Consider the following 18638-nt stretch of genomic DNA (forward strand, 5'->3'; position numbering starts at 1 on the left):
ACAAGCATCTCGGTGCAGGCCCAGATGATTGCGCTGAATGAACAAACAGCATGGTGATGATTGCACCATGCTGTCGTATTATAACGAGCTTTTGGGTCGCAGCGAAAGTAATGCAGAAGAAGAATGCTGCAATCCCAAGGCTAGCGCTGTGGTAATTCGCGCATAAAGGTTTGTTGTTGCTCATCGATTGCGTGTTGCAATTGATTGCGCGAAAGCATGCCCGAAAGCACCAGCAACTCGCCAACCTGAAAATGCTGGCCGCGCACTTTCAAATCTGCTTGGCGCGCAATCACCTGATTCAGTTGGGTGCGCGTAATCAGGCCTTGTTCAATCAGATGTTCACCCAAGCGATTGACTGTGCTGGCTTGGCCACCTTGGGCCCGAGCCATTTTTTGCACTTCCAAGACCTTGCCAAGCGCTTGGGTGGTCAGCCAGCGGCGGCGCAGCAAAATATCACCTAGCGGCACAATCCGGCCATAGCGGGCTTCTTGGGCTTGCTCGCTCAAGGCAGCCTCAAGCTGGATTTGCTTGATAAATTTTTGCTCAACCAAATATTCGCCCAAACGTTTGACCGCTGCAACCGATTTTTCAACGGGTGCGGCAGGCGGCGTTTGATCAACGACAACTTGCAAGCGCAAGAATTCCAAGCCCATGAGCGCTGCTTCGTTGGTTGGCTCAAGCTCCAGTACCCGTTGCAAACAATCGCGGCGTTTTTCTGGCTCCTCCAAAACCCCGCTGAGCCACAGCCAAGCTGGCGCAAAATCGGGATCGTCATGAATAATTGAAATTAATAAGCTGCGCCCCTCCTCCTTCCGGCCAGTGCTAATCGCAGCACGGGCGTGGGCAAAAAGCGTTTCGATGCTCACAGAATGTCCTTTCAAGCTTAGCCTTTAGCCAATGCTTGGGCAGCAACCAAGAGTGGGTCCCACACCGATGAAAATGGGGGTGCATAACTTAGGTCTTGCCAAGCAAACTCATCTACCGTCATTCTTCCCGCTAATGCCACCGCTACCACATCAACCCGCTTTGCCACATCGTCGTAGCCAATAATTTGGCCACCCAACAATGTGCCGTCGGCTGCATCGGCAACCAACTTAACCGTAATGGGCCGAGCATTGGGGTAATACCCCGCATGATCGGTCGAATGGATGATTTTGCTACGAACGTGGTAGCCATGGTGGAGAGCTTGCTCAACACTTAATCCAGTCGCGGCAATGTGTAAATCGGCAAATTTGGTCACCGATGTGCCAACAACGCCGCGAAATGGTCGCTCGTGGCCTGCGAGAAAGGCTCCGAGGGTTCGACCTTGTTTATTTGCAGTGGTGCCAAGCGGCATATACACTGGTTTATTTAAGATTCGATGATCAACGGTACAGCAATCGCCTGCGGCAAACACCCTATCGACGGTAGTACGCCCTACTTGGTCAATTTTGATCGCGCCAGCTTCGCCAAGCTCAGCGCCGCAGCTTTCAGCCAGTTCGCTATTGGGCTGCACGCCAGTGGCGATAATCACTAATTCGGCGGGATAATCGACCTTGCCAGCAACCACATGGGTCACTGTATCAGCCTTGCCTTCAAGACCTTCGAGCGCCGCGCCAAGCGCTAAATGTACGCCCGCAGCCTCAAGCCGTTCGATAATTTGGCTGCTCATATCGTCATCAAGCGAGCTTAAAACCGTTTTGCTCCGGTTGATTAAGGTCACGCTAATGCCCAAATCAAGCAACGCCTCGGCCATTTCAAGCCCAATATAACCAGCCCCAACCACCACCGCATGCTTCGGCTGTCGCTCGTTGATATAAGCTTGAATTGCTAAACCATCATGCATTGAGCGTAACCGAAAGACACCCTGTAGTTCAATCCCTCGTACTGGTGGACAATTGACCCGTGCGCCAGTTGCAATCACCAATCGATCAAAATGATCGTGGAATGTCGTATTCGTGGCCAAATTACGCACCGTCACTCGCCCAGCTGCCACATCAAGATCAGTCACTTCATGTTCGGTTTTCACGGTTACGCCATCGCGGGCAAATTGGGCTGGAGTACGGGCGATTAAGGCTTGATAATCGCTCACTGCGCCACTAATTAAGTAGGGCAAGCCACACGCCGAATAGGAAACATGCGCTTCACGACCATACACACAAATATCCAAATCTGGATTGGTGCGCTTGGCCTTGGCCGCAGCACTCGTTCCGGCGGCGACGGCTCCAATCACGATCACGCGCTCGCTAGCCATTGCAGGCTCCTTTAGCTATGCTACTATTTGGACAGATTGTCACTAGCATGAGACCTTGATTATGCCACTAAGCTCAGCCAATAATCAACCACGTTTGCCAGCTCAACCCAATCGTTTGGGCGCATGGTTGGTCTATCGGGCACTCATTCGGCCAGCCTTGCGCAAAACCTTCGATCAAGTATTGCTCAACGTTGGGTCAGCCAGTGACATTTTGCGCAGCCGCGAGCCAATTTTGTGCTATGTGACCCATACAAGCTGGTGGGATGGGCATCTTGCCTTTGAGCTATTTCGCAACGTCTACCCACGCCGCCATTTTTTGATGATGGAAGAAGCGCAGCTCGCCCGTTATTTCTTCTTCCGCTGGTGTGGTTGCTTCTCGGTTAACCGCCAAGAACCGCGTGAGGCCCTGCGCTCAATACGCTACGCCAGCACCCAGCTTCAACACCACAGCCACGCCTTAGTTTGGGTTTTTCCGCAGGGCCAAATTATACCGCCAGATCGCCGTCCGCTCCAATTGTTCCGCGGGGTTGCCGATATTGCTACTCGCACTGGCAATCTGTGGTGTTTGCCAGTTGCTCTACGCTATGAATTTAGTGGCGAACAACGCCCAGTTGCCCTAATTCGTTGTGGCGAGCCAACCTGGGTCGATGCTGGCACAAGCCGCGAGCAACTGCAACCTCAATTAGAGCGCAATTTGACCAGCACCGCCGACCAACTCCGTGACGAGTGGAAGCAGCAAGATCTTGCCAATTTTCAATCAATTATGCAGGGCACAGCCTCAGTTAATCACCGCTTCGACCAAATTTTGGGGCCAATCGTGCGCTGGTGGCAACGATAAGGATTGGGGGTCGGTTGTTGGGGGCTGGGGATCGGGATCAGCGACGAGCAACCACGAAGAACGCGAAGAACGCGAAGGGTTGGGGAGCAGTTGTTAGGGATGGAGGATCGGGATCAGGAACGAGCAACCGTGAAAAGTGCGAAGTACGCGAAACACACAACATTTGGGGTTAACGAAGCATAACAACAATCCAATACATACATATTTGGGGGTGCAGGGGGATGAAAACCCCCTGCGTTTCCCTCCGGCGGAGGGACGGAAGGGTGGCGAAAAAAGTGACGGGGTCAGGATTCAGTGATGAGCAACCACGAAGAACGCGAAGGCTGAGGATAAACAAATTAATAATTCAGCAAGATCGCTTAACGCAGAGGCGCAGAGGAAAGGTGGTTATTGGCTGTTGGCTATGGGCTAGCAGAAACCAAATCCTAAAAATCTGTGCCAATCTGTGGCTAAAAAATAATGCTTCGTGTAATTCGTGCAATTCGTGGCTAAAACAGGAATTTGGCTATTGGCTGTTGGCTATGGACTAGCAGAAACCAAATCCTAAAAATCTGTGCCAATCTGTGGCTAAAAAATAATGCTTCGTGTAATTCGTGCAATTCGTGGCTAAAAACCTTCGTGGATTCATTAAATCCAAACTGCCTCAATCAATCGAGGCAACACCACATCGGCACTGCCCGCCAACGAATAGCTCGCAATCCCGCGCAATGGCATATCAGGGTTAATTTCAATCACCGTCTTTTTGCGCCGCAACGCCCGATGCGGCAACGAAGCAATTGGCTCAACAATCGCCGATGTGCCAATCACCAAGGCCACATCGCTGCGATCAAAGGCATCTTTTGCCGCTTGCAGCATCGCCGCATCCAATAATTCGCCAAACCAGACAATATCGGGGCGCAACGGCGCACCACAAGTAGGGCAAATTGGCTGCTCGGCATCCCAATCTTCAACCAAGCGCCGTTCACGCGCGCAAATTGTGCGCGCTAAACTGCCATGCACCTCAAAAACATTGCTTGAGCCAGCCCGTTGATGCAAACTATCAATATTTTGGGTAAATAACTTAAATTCTGGCATCAATTGTTCAAGCTGGGCCACTGCATAATGGCCAGCGTTTGGTTGAGCCGCTTCGCATTGACGCTTCATCGTTTGATACACCTGAAAAACGCCAAACGGATCGCGCTCGAAGCCAGCCAAGGTTGCAACCTTATCAGGATCATAGGCGGTCCAACGAGCATCGACAGCAGCACTACGATAGGTCGGAATTCCACTCGGCGCTGAAATTCCAGAGCCAGTTAATACAACCATTGATTGGGCTTGACGCAAATGGTGGATTAAATCAGCAGCAAATTCACTCATTGATCAATATCCTTGCAACTCAATTAAAAGCACGCTTGTGCTATTTACTATGGTAGATTGTAAGAGTAAATCGTGGCTAGATAATCAAATTTTATTAACAGTTTATTATTTGCATAATAATTTAGGCCAAAATCTATTGAAATTCGGCTGCGAATGTCTTACTATCATTAAGAGACAGATTTAGGGATGTTGATGCTCTTTAGCAACGCTTCACTTTTGCATTCGACTACTTGAGCAAATGGATTTTGTGCCTAGCTGTACGTGATTGCGATTGCGTGCCGCTATTTTTATGATTTTGCCAATACCCACTGTGGTATTTGCCGATAAACGTCCTATCAATCCTTCATGCCAAAGGATCGCAGACCATGCAAACCGAACGCGTTAAAAGCCGTGGGGTCTTGCTCAAAGTAGCAAGCCATATAGTCCAATTAGCCGTCATTGTCCGCGAAGCCGAAGGTATCAACGATAACGATGCCTACATGGTTGCCGAACAAATTATTGATCATGTGAGTGCCTCGCATCAAGTGCCAAGCCAAGATTGCTGGCCGGTTCAGGTTGTCTGTCGCGCCTGGCAAGTGGTTGTGCAACATCAACCAAGCTGCCGTTGCCGCGGAGCCGATATGAATACCGTCGCCGATAAATTGGTTAAACTCGATTGGGTTGCCGTCAACTAACTTCGGCTAATTTCCTCAATTGCTCCAACTCCATGCCAAAAATCGCCAACATGCGGCTCTAGTTCCCGATAGCGTTATGTTACGGGAGGTATCATCATGTTGGCGAAAGTTTGGAGTTGCGCCGTGGTTGGCCTCGATGGCGCGTTAGTCGAAGTCGAAGTTGATCTCAGTCGTGGTTTGCCGACGTTCACGATTGTAGGCTTGCCCGATACTGCCGTCCAAGAGGCCAAAGAGCGAGTCCGCGCCGCCGTGCGCAATAGTGGCGGTTCCTTCCCCGATAAACGGCTAACCGTCAATTTGGCTCCTGCTGATTTACGTAAAGCAGGCCCAGCCTACGATCTGCCCATTGCCGTGGGCATTTTGCTGGCCTCAGGCCAAATCGCTGCCGATGTCAGCCAGGCAATGTTTGTCGGTGAGCTATCGCTTGATGGAGCTTTACGCCATACCGATGGCATCTTGCCAATGGTCACAATTGCCCGCCGCGAAGGCTTGCAAACAGTTTATGTGCCACATTGCGATGCCGCCGAAGCCGCTTTGCTTGGCGATATGACGATTATTCCTGTGCGCTCCATCGTCGAGATTGCTGCTCATCTCAATGGCGAGCGCTATATCGCAGCCTACGAAGGCCAACCGCCAGCCCCAGAAAGCCTCAGCTATAGCGTCGATTTTGCCGATGTCAAAGGCCAAGAACACGTCAAACGGGCTTTAGAAGTTGCTGCTGCTGGTGGGCATAATGTTTTGATGAGCGGCCCGCCTGGCTCTGGCAAAACTTTACTAGCCCGCTGCGTACCCTCAATTTTGCCGCCGCTAAGCCTTGACGAAGCCTTGGATGTGACCAAAATTTATTCAGTCAAAGGCCTGTTGCCCAGCGATCTGCCCTTTATTCGCACGCGCCCATTTCGCTCACCGCATCACACAATTTCCAATGCTGGCCTCGTCGGTGGTGGCCGCACCCCGCAGCCAGGCGAGATTTCGTTGGCCCATCGGGGCGTGCTTTTTCTCGACGAGATGCCCGAATTTAGCCAACAAGTGCTCGAAGTCTTGCGCCAACCACTCGAAGATCATACGGTGGTGCTCAGTCGCGCCGCAGGCACGCTCACATTCCCGGCAAACTTCGTGCTAATAGGAGCCATGAACCCTTGCCCTTGTGGCTACTTAAGTGACCCTACCCGCCAATGCGTCTGCCCACCAGCCGCAATTGCTCGCTATCAAAAACGCATCTCTGGGCCATTACTCGATCGGATTGATATTCATATTGAAGTTCCACGGCTTGAATATGAAAAGCTTGCGAGTGTGCGTAGTAGCGAATCATCGGAGCAAATTCGCGAGCGCGTCGTGTTAGCGCGCCAACGCCAAGCAGAACGCTTTTGCAAGCAGTCAATCTTGACCAATAGCGATATGGGGCCAGCCCAATTGCGCCAAGCCTGCGAGCTTGATGCCGCCAGCCAAAGCCTGATGAAAGCGGCTATGCGCCAATTACAGCTTTCAGCCCGCAGTTATCATCGGGTGCTTAAATTGGCCCGTACAATTGCCGATTTGGCCAATCTTGAGCAAATTCAACCAGCACATTTGGCCGAAGCGCTCCAATATCGACCCCGCCGAACCGAATAACGGCTGGTGGTAACATCTGCTAACCAACACAGCGATTGACATCACCCATCAGCCACGTACAATCATCATGAAACCGATCGATTGATCAATACGGCGCTTGCTGGTTGCTGGGCAAGCGTGTATATACGTGCCAATGATGCTATTTGTTGGCTGAAGGATGGACACGATGCTGGCACAAGCCCCGAAACAATTAAGTAATTTGCGTCATTTAGAGCTGCGACGCATGTTTCAGTATGTATATCCCTATCGCTGGCGCTTAGCAATCGCGCTGCTGTGTTTGGCAATTTCAAGCGGCATCGGCCTAATCATGCCGCTGGCAATTCGCAATTTGGTCGAAACAGTCAAAGATGCTTCAAGCACCAGCGCCTTGGATAAGGTTGCGCTGGGCTTAATGGGTGTGTTTATCGCCCAAATGGTGTTTAACTATATTCAAGGCTATTTTCTCACCTACGTTGGCGAACGCGCGGTTGCCGATTTGCGGATTGAGGTTTATTCGCATTTGCAGCGGCTTTCGTTGGCCTTTTTTAGCGAACGCCGCGTCGGCGAATTAACTTCGCGCGTCACCAACGATGTAACGGTCATTCAAGGCATTGGCACGAATGCGGTTGCAGCCTTTTTGCAAAATGGCATTACCTTCATCGGCAGCTTCATTATGATGATCAATCTCAGTTGGCAGCTGACCGCAATTACGCTGCTGCTGATTCCATTAATGATTGTGCTGGCGATTATTTATGGCCGCCGGATTCGCAATATGTCAACTGAAGTTCAGGATCGTATGGCTGAAGCCTCGTCAGTACTTGAAGAAACCATCTCCGGCGTGCGCATTGTGCAATCATTTGCCCGCGAACCCTATGAAGTTGAGCGATTTAGCGGCGCAATTGAACATGCCTTCTCGGCCTCGATGCGGCGTACCAAAACCCGCGCCCAGTTTGTACCAATCGTTTCGTTTTCGGGCTTTGGAGCCTTGGTATTCGTGCTTTGGTTTGGTGGCCGCCAAGTTTTGAATGGTACGATGCAGCTTGGCGATTTGATCGCCTTCTTGTTGTATGCAGCGGTAATTGCTGGCTCGCTTGGCACATTTACCAGCTTGTATAGCCAATTGCAAGAGGCGCTTGGCTCAACCGCACGGGTATTTGGCATTTTGGATACCGCACCTTCAATCGCTAGCAAAACCAACGCCATCACCTTGCCACCAATCGAAGGCGAAATTTACCTTGAAGATGTTTCGTTCAATTATAGCGAAGGCAGTATGCCCGTTTTGAGCAATATTAATCTGCGGGTCGAGCCAGGCGAAGTGATGGCGATTGTCGGGCCAAGTGGCTCTGGCAAATCGACCTTAGTTAACTTGATTCCGCGTTTTTATGATGTTACCAAAGGGCGAATTACGGTTGATGGCTTTGATATTCGCGATGTTGATTTGCCGTCGTTGCGCTCGCAAATTGGGATTGTGCCGCAAGAAACCTTGCTATTTAGCGGCACGATTGCCGATAATATTCGCTATGGCAACCTCGATGCGCCGATGGAAGCAGTTATCGAAGCGGCCAAAGCAGCCAATGCTCACGACTTTATCAGCAATTTCGAGGGTGGCTACGAATCAATCGTTGGCGAGCGGGGGATCAAACTCTCTGGTGGTCAACGCCAGCGCGTCGCGATTGCCCGAGCTTTGCTCAAAAACCCACGCATCCTAATTTTGGATGAAGCGACCTCGGCGATGGATAGCGAATCGGAAGGCTTGGTGCAAGAGGCTTTAGAACGCTTGATGCAAGGCCGCACGACCTTCGTGATTGCCCATCGGCTTTCGACCGTCAAAAATGCTACCAGAATTGCCGTGATTGAGCATGGCCGCGTAACAGAACTTGGCAGCCATAGCGAACTTTTGGCTCAAGCAGGCACGTATGCTCGCTTGTATCATTTACAATTTGAAACCAACGAAGCAGCCGCAACTGTGCTAACAGAGTATTAAAATTAAAAGGATTAGACCAAAACAGGACGATCGAGGCTTGCCGTTAAGATAAGTTAGCGTATACTATAAAGACGTATTATGCTGCTTTTAACCCACTCTGTGTGGCCATTCTGCCACAGCGAAATGAGGGATTTTTGATATGACCCGAGAAAAAGACCGCCCTCGTACAGGAACCGAGCGCACTTTACCACTGGTGGTATTGGGCGAAATTGTGATCATGCCGCACATGACTGTGCCGCTCCAGGTTGGGCAGGGCAAGTCTTATCGGGCCATGGAACAAGCGATGGAAGATGATCAACATGTTTTGTTGATCTTTGTTTCCGAGGCCGAAATTGAAGCCTACAAAGGCCACGAACCCCAACAATTACCCAATGTTGGCGTGGTCGCGCGCTTGGAAGATTTCTCCCAATTGCCCGATGGCACGGTAAAAATTGTCCTCGAAGGGATTACGCGCGCTGAGATTGTTGATTGTGTTCAGAGCGATCCCTTCTATCGCGTAGCCTGCCGCTACTTGCCAGATCAAGAACCAAAAGGCATCGAAGTTGATGCATTAATGGATACAGTCAAACAGCAAATTACTGAATTTGTCGATTATTTAGGCGAAATTCCCCAAGAAGCTGTTGCTTTTGTGCATCGAATTAACACGCCTGGCCACTTGGCCGACCTCGTGACCTACGGCCCTGCCTTCTCGTTCCAAGATCGCTTGGAATTGTTGAACGAGGCCGAACCATTGGCTCGCTTGAATCGGGTTCAAGTCATTTTGGCTCGCCAATTAGAGCTGTTGCGTTTGCGGGCCAAAATTCAATCAGATACCAAAGAAGTGCTCGATCAAGGCCAAAAAGAGTATTTCTTGCGCGAACAAATGCGTGTTATCCGCCGTGAACTCGGCGAAGATGACGATGGCGATGATCCAATTGATGAATTGCGCCGCAAAGTCAATGAACTGAATGCCCCGCAATATGTCAAAGATCAAGCCTTGCACGAAATTAAGCGCTTGGCCCAACAAGGCATGAATTCGCCAGAAGCAGGCGTGATTCGCACCTACCTCGATTGGATTATTGCCCTGCCATGGAATGCCGATCAAGTTGCGGCAATTTCATTGGTGCAATCGCGCCAAGTGCTCGACGAAGATCATTATGGCTTGGAAAAAGTCAAAGAGCGGATTTTGGAATATCTGGCGGTGCGCAAGCTCGCTGGCAGCAAAATGCGTTCGCCAATCTTGTGCTTCGTTGGCCCTCCAGGCGTTGGTAAAACCAGCCTTGGCCGCTCAATTGCCCGCGCCTTGGATCGGCCATTCGTGCGCCAATCATTGGGTGGCGTGCACGATGAAGCCGAAATTCGCGGCCACCGCCGTACCTACATCGGTGCAATGCCAGGCCGAATTATTCAAGGCATGAAAACCGCCAAGTCGCGCCAAGCAGTCTTTATGCTGGACGAAATCGACAAGATTGGCAATGACTTCCGTGGTGACCCAACTTCGGCGCTGTTGGAAGTGCTTGATCCTGAGCAAAATAACACCTTCTCAGATCACTATTTGGAAATTCCGTTTGATTTGAGCCAAGTCGTGTTTGTGGCAACCGCCAACCAACTTGAGCCAATTCCTGCGCCGCTACGCGACCGGATGGAAATTATCGAGATTGGCGGCTACACCGAGGATGAAAAACTGGCGATTGCCCAAGGCTTCTTGTTGCCCAAGCAACGCGAGTTCCATGGCCTCGAAACCAGCCAATTAGAAGTGACTGATGCAGCAATCTTGAAGCTGATTCGCGAATATACCCGCGAAGCTGGCGTGCGCAACCTTGAGCGTGAAGTAGCGGCTCTGTGTCGCAAAATTGCCCGCAAGGTCGCTGAATCACAAGATGAGGAAGCACCACAAGAAGGCAAGAAGCGGCGCAAGAAGGCTAAAAAAGCCGAGCCAATTAAATTCTTGATTGATGCTGATGATGTGCCAACCTACCTTGGCCCAGAACATTTCAGCTTTGGCATGGCCGAAGTAGCCGACCAAGTTGGCGTAGCAACAGGCGTTGCTTGGACTCCAACCGGCGGCGATATTCTCTCATTCGAAGTCTTGCCATTGACTGGCAAAGGCGAATTGCGCCTAACTGGTCAATTGGGCGATGTGATGAAGGAATCGGCGCAAGCAGCAATGTCGTATGTGCGCTATCGGGCCAAAGAATTGGGCATCGAGCCAAATTACTTTGACGAGCACTCAATTCACATTCACGTTCCCGAAGGCGCAGTGCCCAAGGATGGCCCTTCAGCAGGCATCACCTTAACGATTGCATTGATTTCGGCCATGACTGGACGAGCCGTGCGCCGTGACGTTGCCATGACTGGCGAAGTGACGCTGCGCGGGCGAGTTCTGCCAATTGGTGGCTTGAAAGAAAAAACCTTGGCAGCTCATCGCGCAGGCATCAAAACCTTCATTTTGCCCAAGGAAAACGCCAAAGATATTGTCGATCTGCCAGAAAAAGTGCGCCAAGATCTGCAATTGATTCCGGTCGAAACCATGGACGAAGTGCTGACAATTGCGCTAATGCCCTTTATTCGCCAAGACGTGATCGCCAGCTAAATCAGGCTGACGTTCCATTCAACGCCCCTTTCCTTGTCATGAGGAGAGGGGTGTTTTTATAAAAGGATGAAGGATGAGGGATGAAGGATGAAGAATGGAAACCACGAAGGGCGCGAAGAACGCGAAGTACATTTTAGCCACAGATTGCCCAGATTATGAGGATTGGACTATAGACTATTGATCCACGAAGAGCACAAAGAGCACGAATGATGTTCCCAATAGCCCAAAGCCATTAGCCCATAGCCTAATCTCTATTTTAGCCACAGATTCCACAGATTAGCTAGATTAGCTTCCCAAAGCCCAAAGCCATTAGCCCATAGCCTCATCCCTTTTTGCCTTCTGCCTTTTGATTTTTGACCTCATCCCTATGTTCTATGTGTACTGGTTCATTGCGTTAACGACGATTCCCCCTCACCCCCTAGCCCCCTCTCCCGTCGAACAGGCGAGGGGGAACCGCTGAATCAGTGCTCCCCCTCGCCCGCGTTCAGTGGGAGAGGGGTTGGGGGTGAGGGCATGCACCTGGTTGCCAACCTAATGAACCAGTACAGCTATACTCTATGTTCTTCTTCATCCTTCATCCCTCATATTTCATCCTTTAAAAAACGCTTCCCCCACAAACCCGTAGGTTCATGAGGGAAGCAAGGGTTAGAACAGTGAATTATTGGGCGACAGTCAAGACCAAGGCTTTGGCCAAATCGGTGAAGATGTTTGGGGCAATCCCAACCGCGACAATCCCAATGACTGCGACGAGCACGCCCAGCGAGAGCGAAGCCGTGGCATAGGTTGGTTGTGGCTCGGTGGCTTCTGCATCGCGCATCCACATCGTCACAATCACCCGCAAGTAGAAGAAGGCCGAAACGACGCTGGTAATTACGCCGATAATCGCCAAATAATCAAGGTTGGCATCCCAGGCAGCGCGGAAAATGCCAAACTTGCTGGCAAAGCCTGCTGTTGGTGGCACGCCTGCCAACGAGAACATAAACACGGTCATCGCCAGTGCCAAGAGTGGGCTACGCTTGCCCAATCCACGCAGATCCTTCAGTTCAAACACGGGCATGCCGCGATTTTCCAAGGCAATCAGCACGGCAAACGCGCCAAGGTTGGTCAAGGTGTAGGCCAAAAGATAAACCGTGAAGGCGCTAATGCCTTTTTCGCTGGCAGCTAACACGCCGAGCAACATATAGCCAGCGTGCGCAATCGACGAATAGGCCAACATGCGCTTGAGGTTGCTTTGGGCAACTGCCACGATATTGCCATAAACCATGGTTGCCGCTGCAAACAGGCCAAACAGCAATTGCCACTCTGGCTTGAGCGCAGGGAAGGCCACATTCAAGAAGCGCAACATGGCGGCGAACGCAGCACCTTTGGTCGCAACCGACATATAGGCGGTTACTGGCGTGGGCGCGCCTTCGTACACGTCAGGAGTCCAAGCGTGGAAGGGGAACATTGAAACCTTAAAGCCCAAGGCAATCAAGACAAAGCCAACCCCAGCCAACAAAATTGGATCATCAAGTGCTTTACCAGTGCTTTGCCAAGTGCTCAATTCGGTGGCAATTTGGGCTAGATTGGTTTTGCCAGTCATGCCATAAATCAAGGCGATGCCATAGACCAGAAAGCCCGCCGCAAAACCGCCAAGCAACAGATATTTAATCGCTGCTTCGCCCGATTTGAATTGTGGCACGGCAAAACCGGTCAGCACATACAGCGCAATCGACAGCGTTTCAACCCCAATAAAGATCGTTACAAGGTCGGTTGCTTGAACCAAGAACAACATCCCAGAAGTTGCAAACAACACTAAGGGATAAAACTCGCCTTGGTTGAGATTTTGGCGTGGCATGTAATCAAAGGCAATCAGCAAGGTCAATGCTGTACCTGCCAGCAAAATCCAATTTACTAACACCCCAAACTTATCAAACACCAACATGTCTGAAAAGCCTGAGACAGTTGAGCCATAATCCAGCGCACCAAGCGCCGCAGTCACGCCCAGCCCAATCAGGCTTAGCGTGATCAAAACCCGCCGATCCGAGGTAAACATATCGACAATCAAGACCAACATCGCCCAAATCATCAGGAATGCTGGCATGCCTAAGACTGTCCAGTTAATCTCCGGCGTGACAAATGTTAAATCATTCATTCGAACTCACGCTCCGTCTTATTGGCCAGCAATCAGTGGCGCAGCATTGGCAACGAAGGCTTCAAGCGCCTTGATCGTTGTTTCCATTGGGCGAGTAAAGTATGGCGAGTAGAGACCAATTACCAACATCAAGATACAGAGTGGCAACAAAATCGCTACTTCGCGGCGAGTCAAATCGCTCAGGTGTGGCGTGCGGCGTTCGCTAAATGGCCCCGAAGCAATGCCTTGGAACATTTTGAGCAAATAGACCGCTGCCAAAATCACGCCAACTGCGGCAAACGCGGTAAACGTCCAGCCGATTGGCGAATCGAATGCGCCGAGCATAATTAGGAATTCACCAACGAAGCCATTCAAGCCGGGCAAGCCGACAGAGGCCATCGTGGCAAATAATAGGAAGTAGACGAACACAGGCACAACTTTCCACAAACCGCCGTAATCGGCCAATTCGCGAGTGTGGGTGCGTTCGTAAACCATCCCAATCAGCAAGAATAATGCGCCAGTGCTCAACCCGTGGTTGATCATTTGCAACACAGCGCCTTGCAAACCAACTTCATTCAGCGCGAAAATCCCCAACACGATAAAGCCCATGTGGCTGACTGATGAATAAGCCACCAGCTTCTTAATATCGCTTTGAGCATACGAAAGCACTGCGCCATAGATGATCCCAATCACTGCCAGCAAGGCAATGGGGCGTGCCCATTCTTGGGCAACTTGCGGGAACAACTGCACGCAGAAGCGAATCATGCCGTAGCCACCCATTTTCAGCAGCACCGCCGCCAGAATCACCGAACCAGCAGTTGGTGCTTCAACGTGGGCATCAGGCAGCCACGTGTGGACAGGCCACAATGGCACTTTGACCGCAAACGCTACGAAGAATGAGAGGAACAGCAATTTCAATTCGGTATCCGACAAGCCAAATTGATTGATATTGGCCATCAAGGTTTGCACTTGGAAGGCTGTATCGGTTGGCAAGCCTTGTTGCGCCAAATATTTATAATTGAGCAAGCCCAAGGCAATAATGCCAATCAACATAAACACCGAGGCAGCGAAGGTATACAAGAAGAACTTCACTGTGGCGTAAATGCGGCGCTTGCCACCCCAAATCCCAATCAAGAAATACATTGGAATCAGGGTGAATTCCCAGAAGATATAGAACAAGAACAGGTCTTGGGCCAGAAACACGCCCAACATGCCCGTTTCTTGCAACAGAATCAGCATCAAGAAGTTGTTGGTTTTGTCTTCAACATTCCAGGCACTCCAAATTGCCAAAGGAGTGATGAAGGTTGTCAGCAGCACCAACCACAAACTAATACCATCAAGACCCAACTCGTAGCGCACGCCCCAATCCGGAATCCAGCTGAAATATTCGTAGAACTGGAGTCCAGCGGCATCGTGCTTGAAATTGAACAAAATTGGCAATGACACGGCGAAAACGAGTGTGCTCCAGCCCAAGGCAAAAATTCGGGCTGCTCCGCGTTGGCCGCGCATAAACGCCAGGATGATCGCACCGACGGCAGGTAAAAACACCACCAGCGATAAGATCGTAAAACCTAAGTCGTTTGTATTCGTCAAGGGTTACTCCTTGTGAAGAAACAAGCCGGAGCCTGCGCTTCACGTCCTAGCGCAACGCAAAGAAGCCAAGCACGATCACCACACCGATCACAAACATCAGTGCATACGAGCGTACATAGCCCGATTGGAACGTTCGCAAGCCGCGACCCGACAAGCCGACAAGCTCTGCCGTGCCATTAACGATGCCATCAATAATTTTGACATCGAAGAACTTACCAAAGAAGCTGGCCAAAGCCTTGTAGGGCTTGACTAAAACAGCGTTATACAAGGCATCAAAGCCCCATTTTTCCTCAAGGATGGCGTAGAAATCGCCGCCCCAGTGGTGCAACAGGTCGCGTTGGTTGGGCTTGATGCGCTTGTGCTTGGCTGCCCAATTATAGAGGTAGAAGCCAGCTGCAAAGGCAAGCAAGCCTAAGATCGTCACAATTGCAGCGATATTAAGGTGAAACTTGGCAGCTTCTTCTTCGACGATTGGCTCAAGCCACGTGGTTAATGGATGCCAGCCAGGCACGTTGATCAAACCGCTTGCCAAGGTCAACAAGGCCAAGCCGATCAACGGGGCAGTCATCCAACGGCTACTCTCGTGAGCGTGAATGTGTTGATCGCGTTGTTCGCCAAAGAAGACCATTGAGATTTGGCGACCCATGTAGAACGAGGTTAACACCGCGCCCACAATCAACAATATGCCAACCGTACGATGATCGTGATCGAAGGCATGGCCAATAATTTCGTCTTTCGACCAGAAACCTGAAATCAACGGGAAGCCAATCAAGCCCATCGTCCCGACAATATAGGTCCAGAAGGTAGTGGGCATTTTCTTGCGTAGCCCGCCCATTTTGCGCATATCTTGTTCGTTGCCAAAGCCGTGAATTACCGAGCCAGAGCCAAGGAACAAGAGCGCCTTGAAAATCCCGTGGGTTAGCAGGTGGAACATCGCGGCAACGTATGCTCCCATGCCCACAGCCGCCACCATAAAGCCCAATTGCGAAACAGTCGAGAAGGCCAGCACCTTCTTGATGTCGTATTGACCGAGCGCAATCGAAGCCGCGACCAACGCCGTTGCAACCCCAATAAAGGTTACGGTGCTTTGGACAGATGGCGCTAATTCAAAGATTGGGTGGGTGCGGATCATCAAGTACACGCCAGCAGTAACCATGGTCGCGGCGTGAATCAAAGCTGAAACTGGGGTTGGGCCAGCCATTGCATCGGGCAACCAGACAAACAGCGGAATTTGCGCCGATTTCCCAGTTACACCAAGCAACAGCATAAAGGCAATTGCCCCAGCCGCCGTGTATTGCGTGCCCATAAAGAACGTGCTGTATTGTTGCAGCGAGAAGACCGTGCCTTGATCCAAGACTTCGCGGAAGATCAATGAATGCAAGAAGGTGCCATCGGGCTTACGCGCCAAGGCATAAATTGCAAACATCGCCATCAACAAGCCAAAGTCGCCAACGCGGTTGGTCACAAAGGCTTTGACCGAAGCCCATGGTGGGTCGCGTTGTTCAAACCAGAAGCCAATCAGCAAGAACGAACACAAGCCCACGCCTTCCCAACCTAAGAACAGCATCACAAAGTTGTTGCCCATCACGAGCATCAACATTGCCACAATAAACAGGTTGAGGTAGACGAAGAAACGGGTCGGGCGTTCGTCGTGGCTCATATAGCCAATCGCATAGAGGTGAATCAACGTCCCTACGCCAGTGACCAAGAGCATCATCGTGACTGAAAGTTGGTCGATCAAAAAGCCGAAGGGGATTTTCAAATCGCCAAAGGCCATCCAGTTCCAATAGGTTACGTCAAACCAACGGTTATTTTCGCCCAACGTGGTTGGGGCAGGCATGCCCAGCAACTCAACGAGGGTTACCAAGGTCAGCACAAAGCCCAAACCAACCATCAAGCTCGCAATCAAGCCAGAGCGTTTTGAGGTTGGGTTATCGCCGTGGCCGTGGTGCGCGTCAGCGTGGCCATGCCCGTGATCATGCCCGTGGTCGTGGTGAGCGTTGGCACGGCTACGCCGCAAATCGTTCAACCCCAACAGGGTATTGATCACGACACCGAGCAGTGGCAGCAACGGCACAAGCCAAATTAATTCCGCCATAAGTTCTCCAGTAGACACTTCGGCAAGGTGCAAGGCCGTTGCCTAGCCCTTGAGCGTATTCACATCATCGATGTTGGTGGTCTTTTTGGCACGGAAAATCGACACCAACAGCGCCAAACCAACTGCGACTTCTGCCGCAGCGACTGCAATCACAAAAAATGTCATAATTTGGCCATCGCTCTCAGCACGCGCGCGGCTAAACGCAATTAACGCCAAATTGGCCGAATTGAGCATCAACTCAACCGACATAAACATGATGATTACGTTACGGCGCACCAAGACCCCAACGACCCCAATCGTAAACAGAATTGCACTCAGCAACACATAAGCATTGGTTGAAATCACGATTGGCGCTCCTCGCGGGCAACCACCCGCCGACGGGTCAGCACAACTGTCCCGACTACTGCAATCAAGAGCAGAATAGAAATGACTTCAAAGGGCAAGAGATAGGTGCTGAACAATTTGGCGCTGATCGTGGTTGGTGCGCCAATATTGGTCGCATCAGCAACGGGAGCGTCGATCAGCTTAGTGCCACGATAGGCCACATAGCCAATCTCGGCCAATAATGCCACCCCAAGGATGAGGCCAGCCGGCTTTTGCCAACCAATTTTCTCCTCGCCAAGCTCAGCATTTTCAGCGCCCAAAAGCATGATCACGAACAGGAAGAGCACCATAATCGCGCCAGCATAAACCGTCACTTGAACTGCACCGAGAAACGGCGCGCGCAGCAAAAAATATAAAATGGCGACCGAGCAGAAATTCAAAATCAAAAACAGCGCACTATGCACTGCATTGCTGCTCAGCACCATTGCCAAGGCTGCCCCCACCGCCACAATGGCCGTGGTGATAAACAAAAATGTTTCCATGGACACTCCCAGATAAAGGATGAAGGATGAGGGATGAATTCAAACCCCGTTGGCACGCCCTTCACACTTTGAACCGTTGGCTACCCTAAACTATAAAGTAGAAGCTTGGACGCTGAGGAAGCAAATTTAGCCTCGATTAGCCCATCCTTCATACTTCATCCTTCATACTTCATACCTTTTATAGGTCTATTTGGGCCGGTGGGTTAAGTTGTTTGCCAGTTTGTTGCAAGACTGGTGGCACTTCGCCGTGGCCTTTATCGACCGGCACCAACAACATATCTTGGGTGTAAATCGAGGCGCGGCGATCGTAGAAGGCTAATTCATATTGGTGCTCAAGCACAATTGCGTTGGTTGGGCAGGCATCTTCGCAATAGCCACAAAAAATACAACGCAACATATTAATTTCATACACCGCCGCATGACGCTCGCCTGCAGAGCGTGGCTTAGCCGGATCGTTCTGGCCAGGCACAACATAAATTGCATCAGCAGGACAAGCAGCAGCACACAGCGAACACCCAATACACCGCTCTAAACCATTAGCAAAACGCTTCAGTTCATGCCGCCCCCGGAAGCGCTCGCGGACAGGCCGTTTGACCTCAGGATATTCAACGGTCACAGGCTTTTTGAAGAGATATTTCGCCGTGGTTTTGAGACCCTTAAAATAGGCCATCGTTCCTTTCAGCATTGGCGATTCCTTTCTCGGTGCGTGACTCCCATGGCG

The 18638-nt window shown here is 51.0% G+C and carries 14 protein-coding genes; 5 read left to right on the plus strand and 9 right to left on the minus strand.

The window, feature by feature from the left end:
- Window positions 1-140: 140 nt before the first annotated feature.
- Entirely contained in the window at window positions 141-866 is a 726-nt protein-coding gene (locus tag JOD20_RS11190) for a cyclic di-GMP-binding domain-containing protein, MshE-related (protein ID WP_204755346.1), read from the minus strand.
- Window positions 867-883: 17 nt separating this feature from the next.
- Window positions 884-2233 carry a CoA-disulfide reductase gene (locus JOD20_RS11195; RefSeq protein WP_204755347.1) on the minus strand — a complete coding sequence of 450 codons (1350 nt, stop codon included), beginning with the start codon at window positions 2231-2233 and terminating at the stop codon, window positions 884-886.
- 61 nt (window positions 2234-2294) lie between these two features.
- On the opposite strand from JOD20_RS11195, the gene JOD20_RS11200 reads away from it, so the two are divergent.
- Window positions 2295-3071: a lysophospholipid acyltransferase family protein gene (locus JOD20_RS11200; RefSeq protein WP_204755348.1), complete on the plus strand. Its 777-nt coding sequence runs from the start codon at window positions 2295-2297 to the stop codon at window positions 3069-3071.
- A 627-nt stretch (window positions 3072-3698) separates the two neighbouring features.
- Here JOD20_RS11200 and JOD20_RS11205 read toward each other — a convergent pair.
- Window positions 3699-4427 carry an SIR2 family NAD-dependent protein deacylase gene (locus JOD20_RS11205; protein ID WP_204755349.1) on the minus strand — a complete coding sequence of 243 codons (729 nt, stop codon included), beginning with the start codon at window positions 4425-4427 and terminating at the stop codon, window positions 3699-3701.
- A gap of 365 nt (window positions 4428-4792) precedes the next feature.
- On the opposite strand from JOD20_RS11205, the gene JOD20_RS11210 reads away from it, so the two are divergent.
- From JOD20_RS11210 to lon, 4 genes are all read left to right on the plus strand, one after another.
- A complete protein-coding gene (locus JOD20_RS11210) occupies window positions 4793-5101 on the plus strand; it encodes a hypothetical protein (RefSeq protein WP_204755350.1) in 309 nt (102 codons plus the stop codon).
- A 96-nt stretch (window positions 5102-5197) separates the two neighbouring features.
- Window positions 5198-6712, plus strand: a complete 1515-nt coding sequence (locus JOD20_RS11215) for a YifB family Mg chelatase-like AAA ATPase (protein ID WP_204755351.1) — start codon at window positions 5198-5200, stop codon at window positions 6710-6712.
- Between the two features lie 166 nt (window positions 6713-6878).
- Complete coding sequence (locus JOD20_RS11220) at window positions 6879-8675, plus strand: ABC transporter ATP-binding protein (protein ID WP_204755352.1); 1797 nt, start codon at window positions 6879-6881, stop codon at window positions 8673-8675.
- A 139-nt stretch (window positions 8676-8814) separates the two neighbouring features.
- On the plus strand, window positions 8815-11247 hold the full coding sequence (lon, locus tag JOD20_RS11225; RefSeq protein ID WP_204755353.1) for an endopeptidase La: 2433 nt from the start codon (window positions 8815-8817) through the stop codon (window positions 11245-11247).
- 658 nt (window positions 11248-11905) lie between these two features.
- Here the strand turns inward: lon and JOD20_RS11230 are convergent.
- The 6 genes from JOD20_RS11230 to nuoI all read right to left on the minus strand — a co-directional run bounded on the left by JOD20_RS11230 (window position 11906) and on the right by nuoI (window position 18602).
- Entirely contained in the window at window positions 11906-13381 is a 1476-nt protein-coding gene (locus JOD20_RS11230) for an NADH-quinone oxidoreductase subunit N (protein ID WP_204755354.1), read from the minus strand.
- Window positions 13382-13399: 18 nt separating this feature from the next.
- Window positions 13400-14953 (minus strand): complex I subunit 4 family protein, encoded by a 1554-nt coding sequence (locus JOD20_RS11235; RefSeq protein ID WP_204755355.1) that lies wholly within the window; start codon window positions 14951-14953, stop codon window positions 13400-13402.
- Window positions 14954-14999: 46 nt separating this feature from the next.
- Window positions 15000-17051, minus strand: a complete 2052-nt coding sequence (gene nuoL / locus JOD20_RS11240) for an NADH-quinone oxidoreductase subunit L (protein ID WP_204755356.1) — start codon at window positions 17049-17051, stop codon at window positions 15000-15002.
- A gap of 42 nt (window positions 17052-17093) precedes the next feature.
- The gene (nuoK, locus tag JOD20_RS11245) at window positions 17094-17396 is read right to left on the minus strand and encodes an NADH-quinone oxidoreductase subunit NuoK (RefSeq protein ID WP_054537138.1); all 303 of its coding nucleotides are present in this window, start codon (window positions 17394-17396) and stop codon (window positions 17094-17096) included.
- Window positions 17393-17917, minus strand: a complete 525-nt coding sequence (locus tag JOD20_RS11250) for an NADH-quinone oxidoreductase subunit J family protein (RefSeq protein ID WP_054537139.1) — start codon at window positions 17915-17917, stop codon at window positions 17393-17395. The genes nuoK and JOD20_RS11250 overlap by 4 nt, the downstream gene beginning before the upstream one ends.
- Before the next feature lie 178 nt (window positions 17918-18095).
- Window positions 18096-18602: an NADH-quinone oxidoreductase subunit NuoI gene (gene nuoI, locus JOD20_RS11255; protein ID WP_204755357.1), complete on the minus strand. Its 507-nt coding sequence runs from the start codon at window positions 18600-18602 to the stop codon at window positions 18096-18098.
- Between the last annotated feature and the right edge of the window lie 36 nt (window positions 18603-18638).

This window comes from Herpetosiphon giganteus (genome assembly GCF_016907925.1).
Lineage (GTDB): Bacteria > Chloroflexota > Chloroflexia > Chloroflexales > Herpetosiphonaceae > Herpetosiphon > Herpetosiphon giganteus.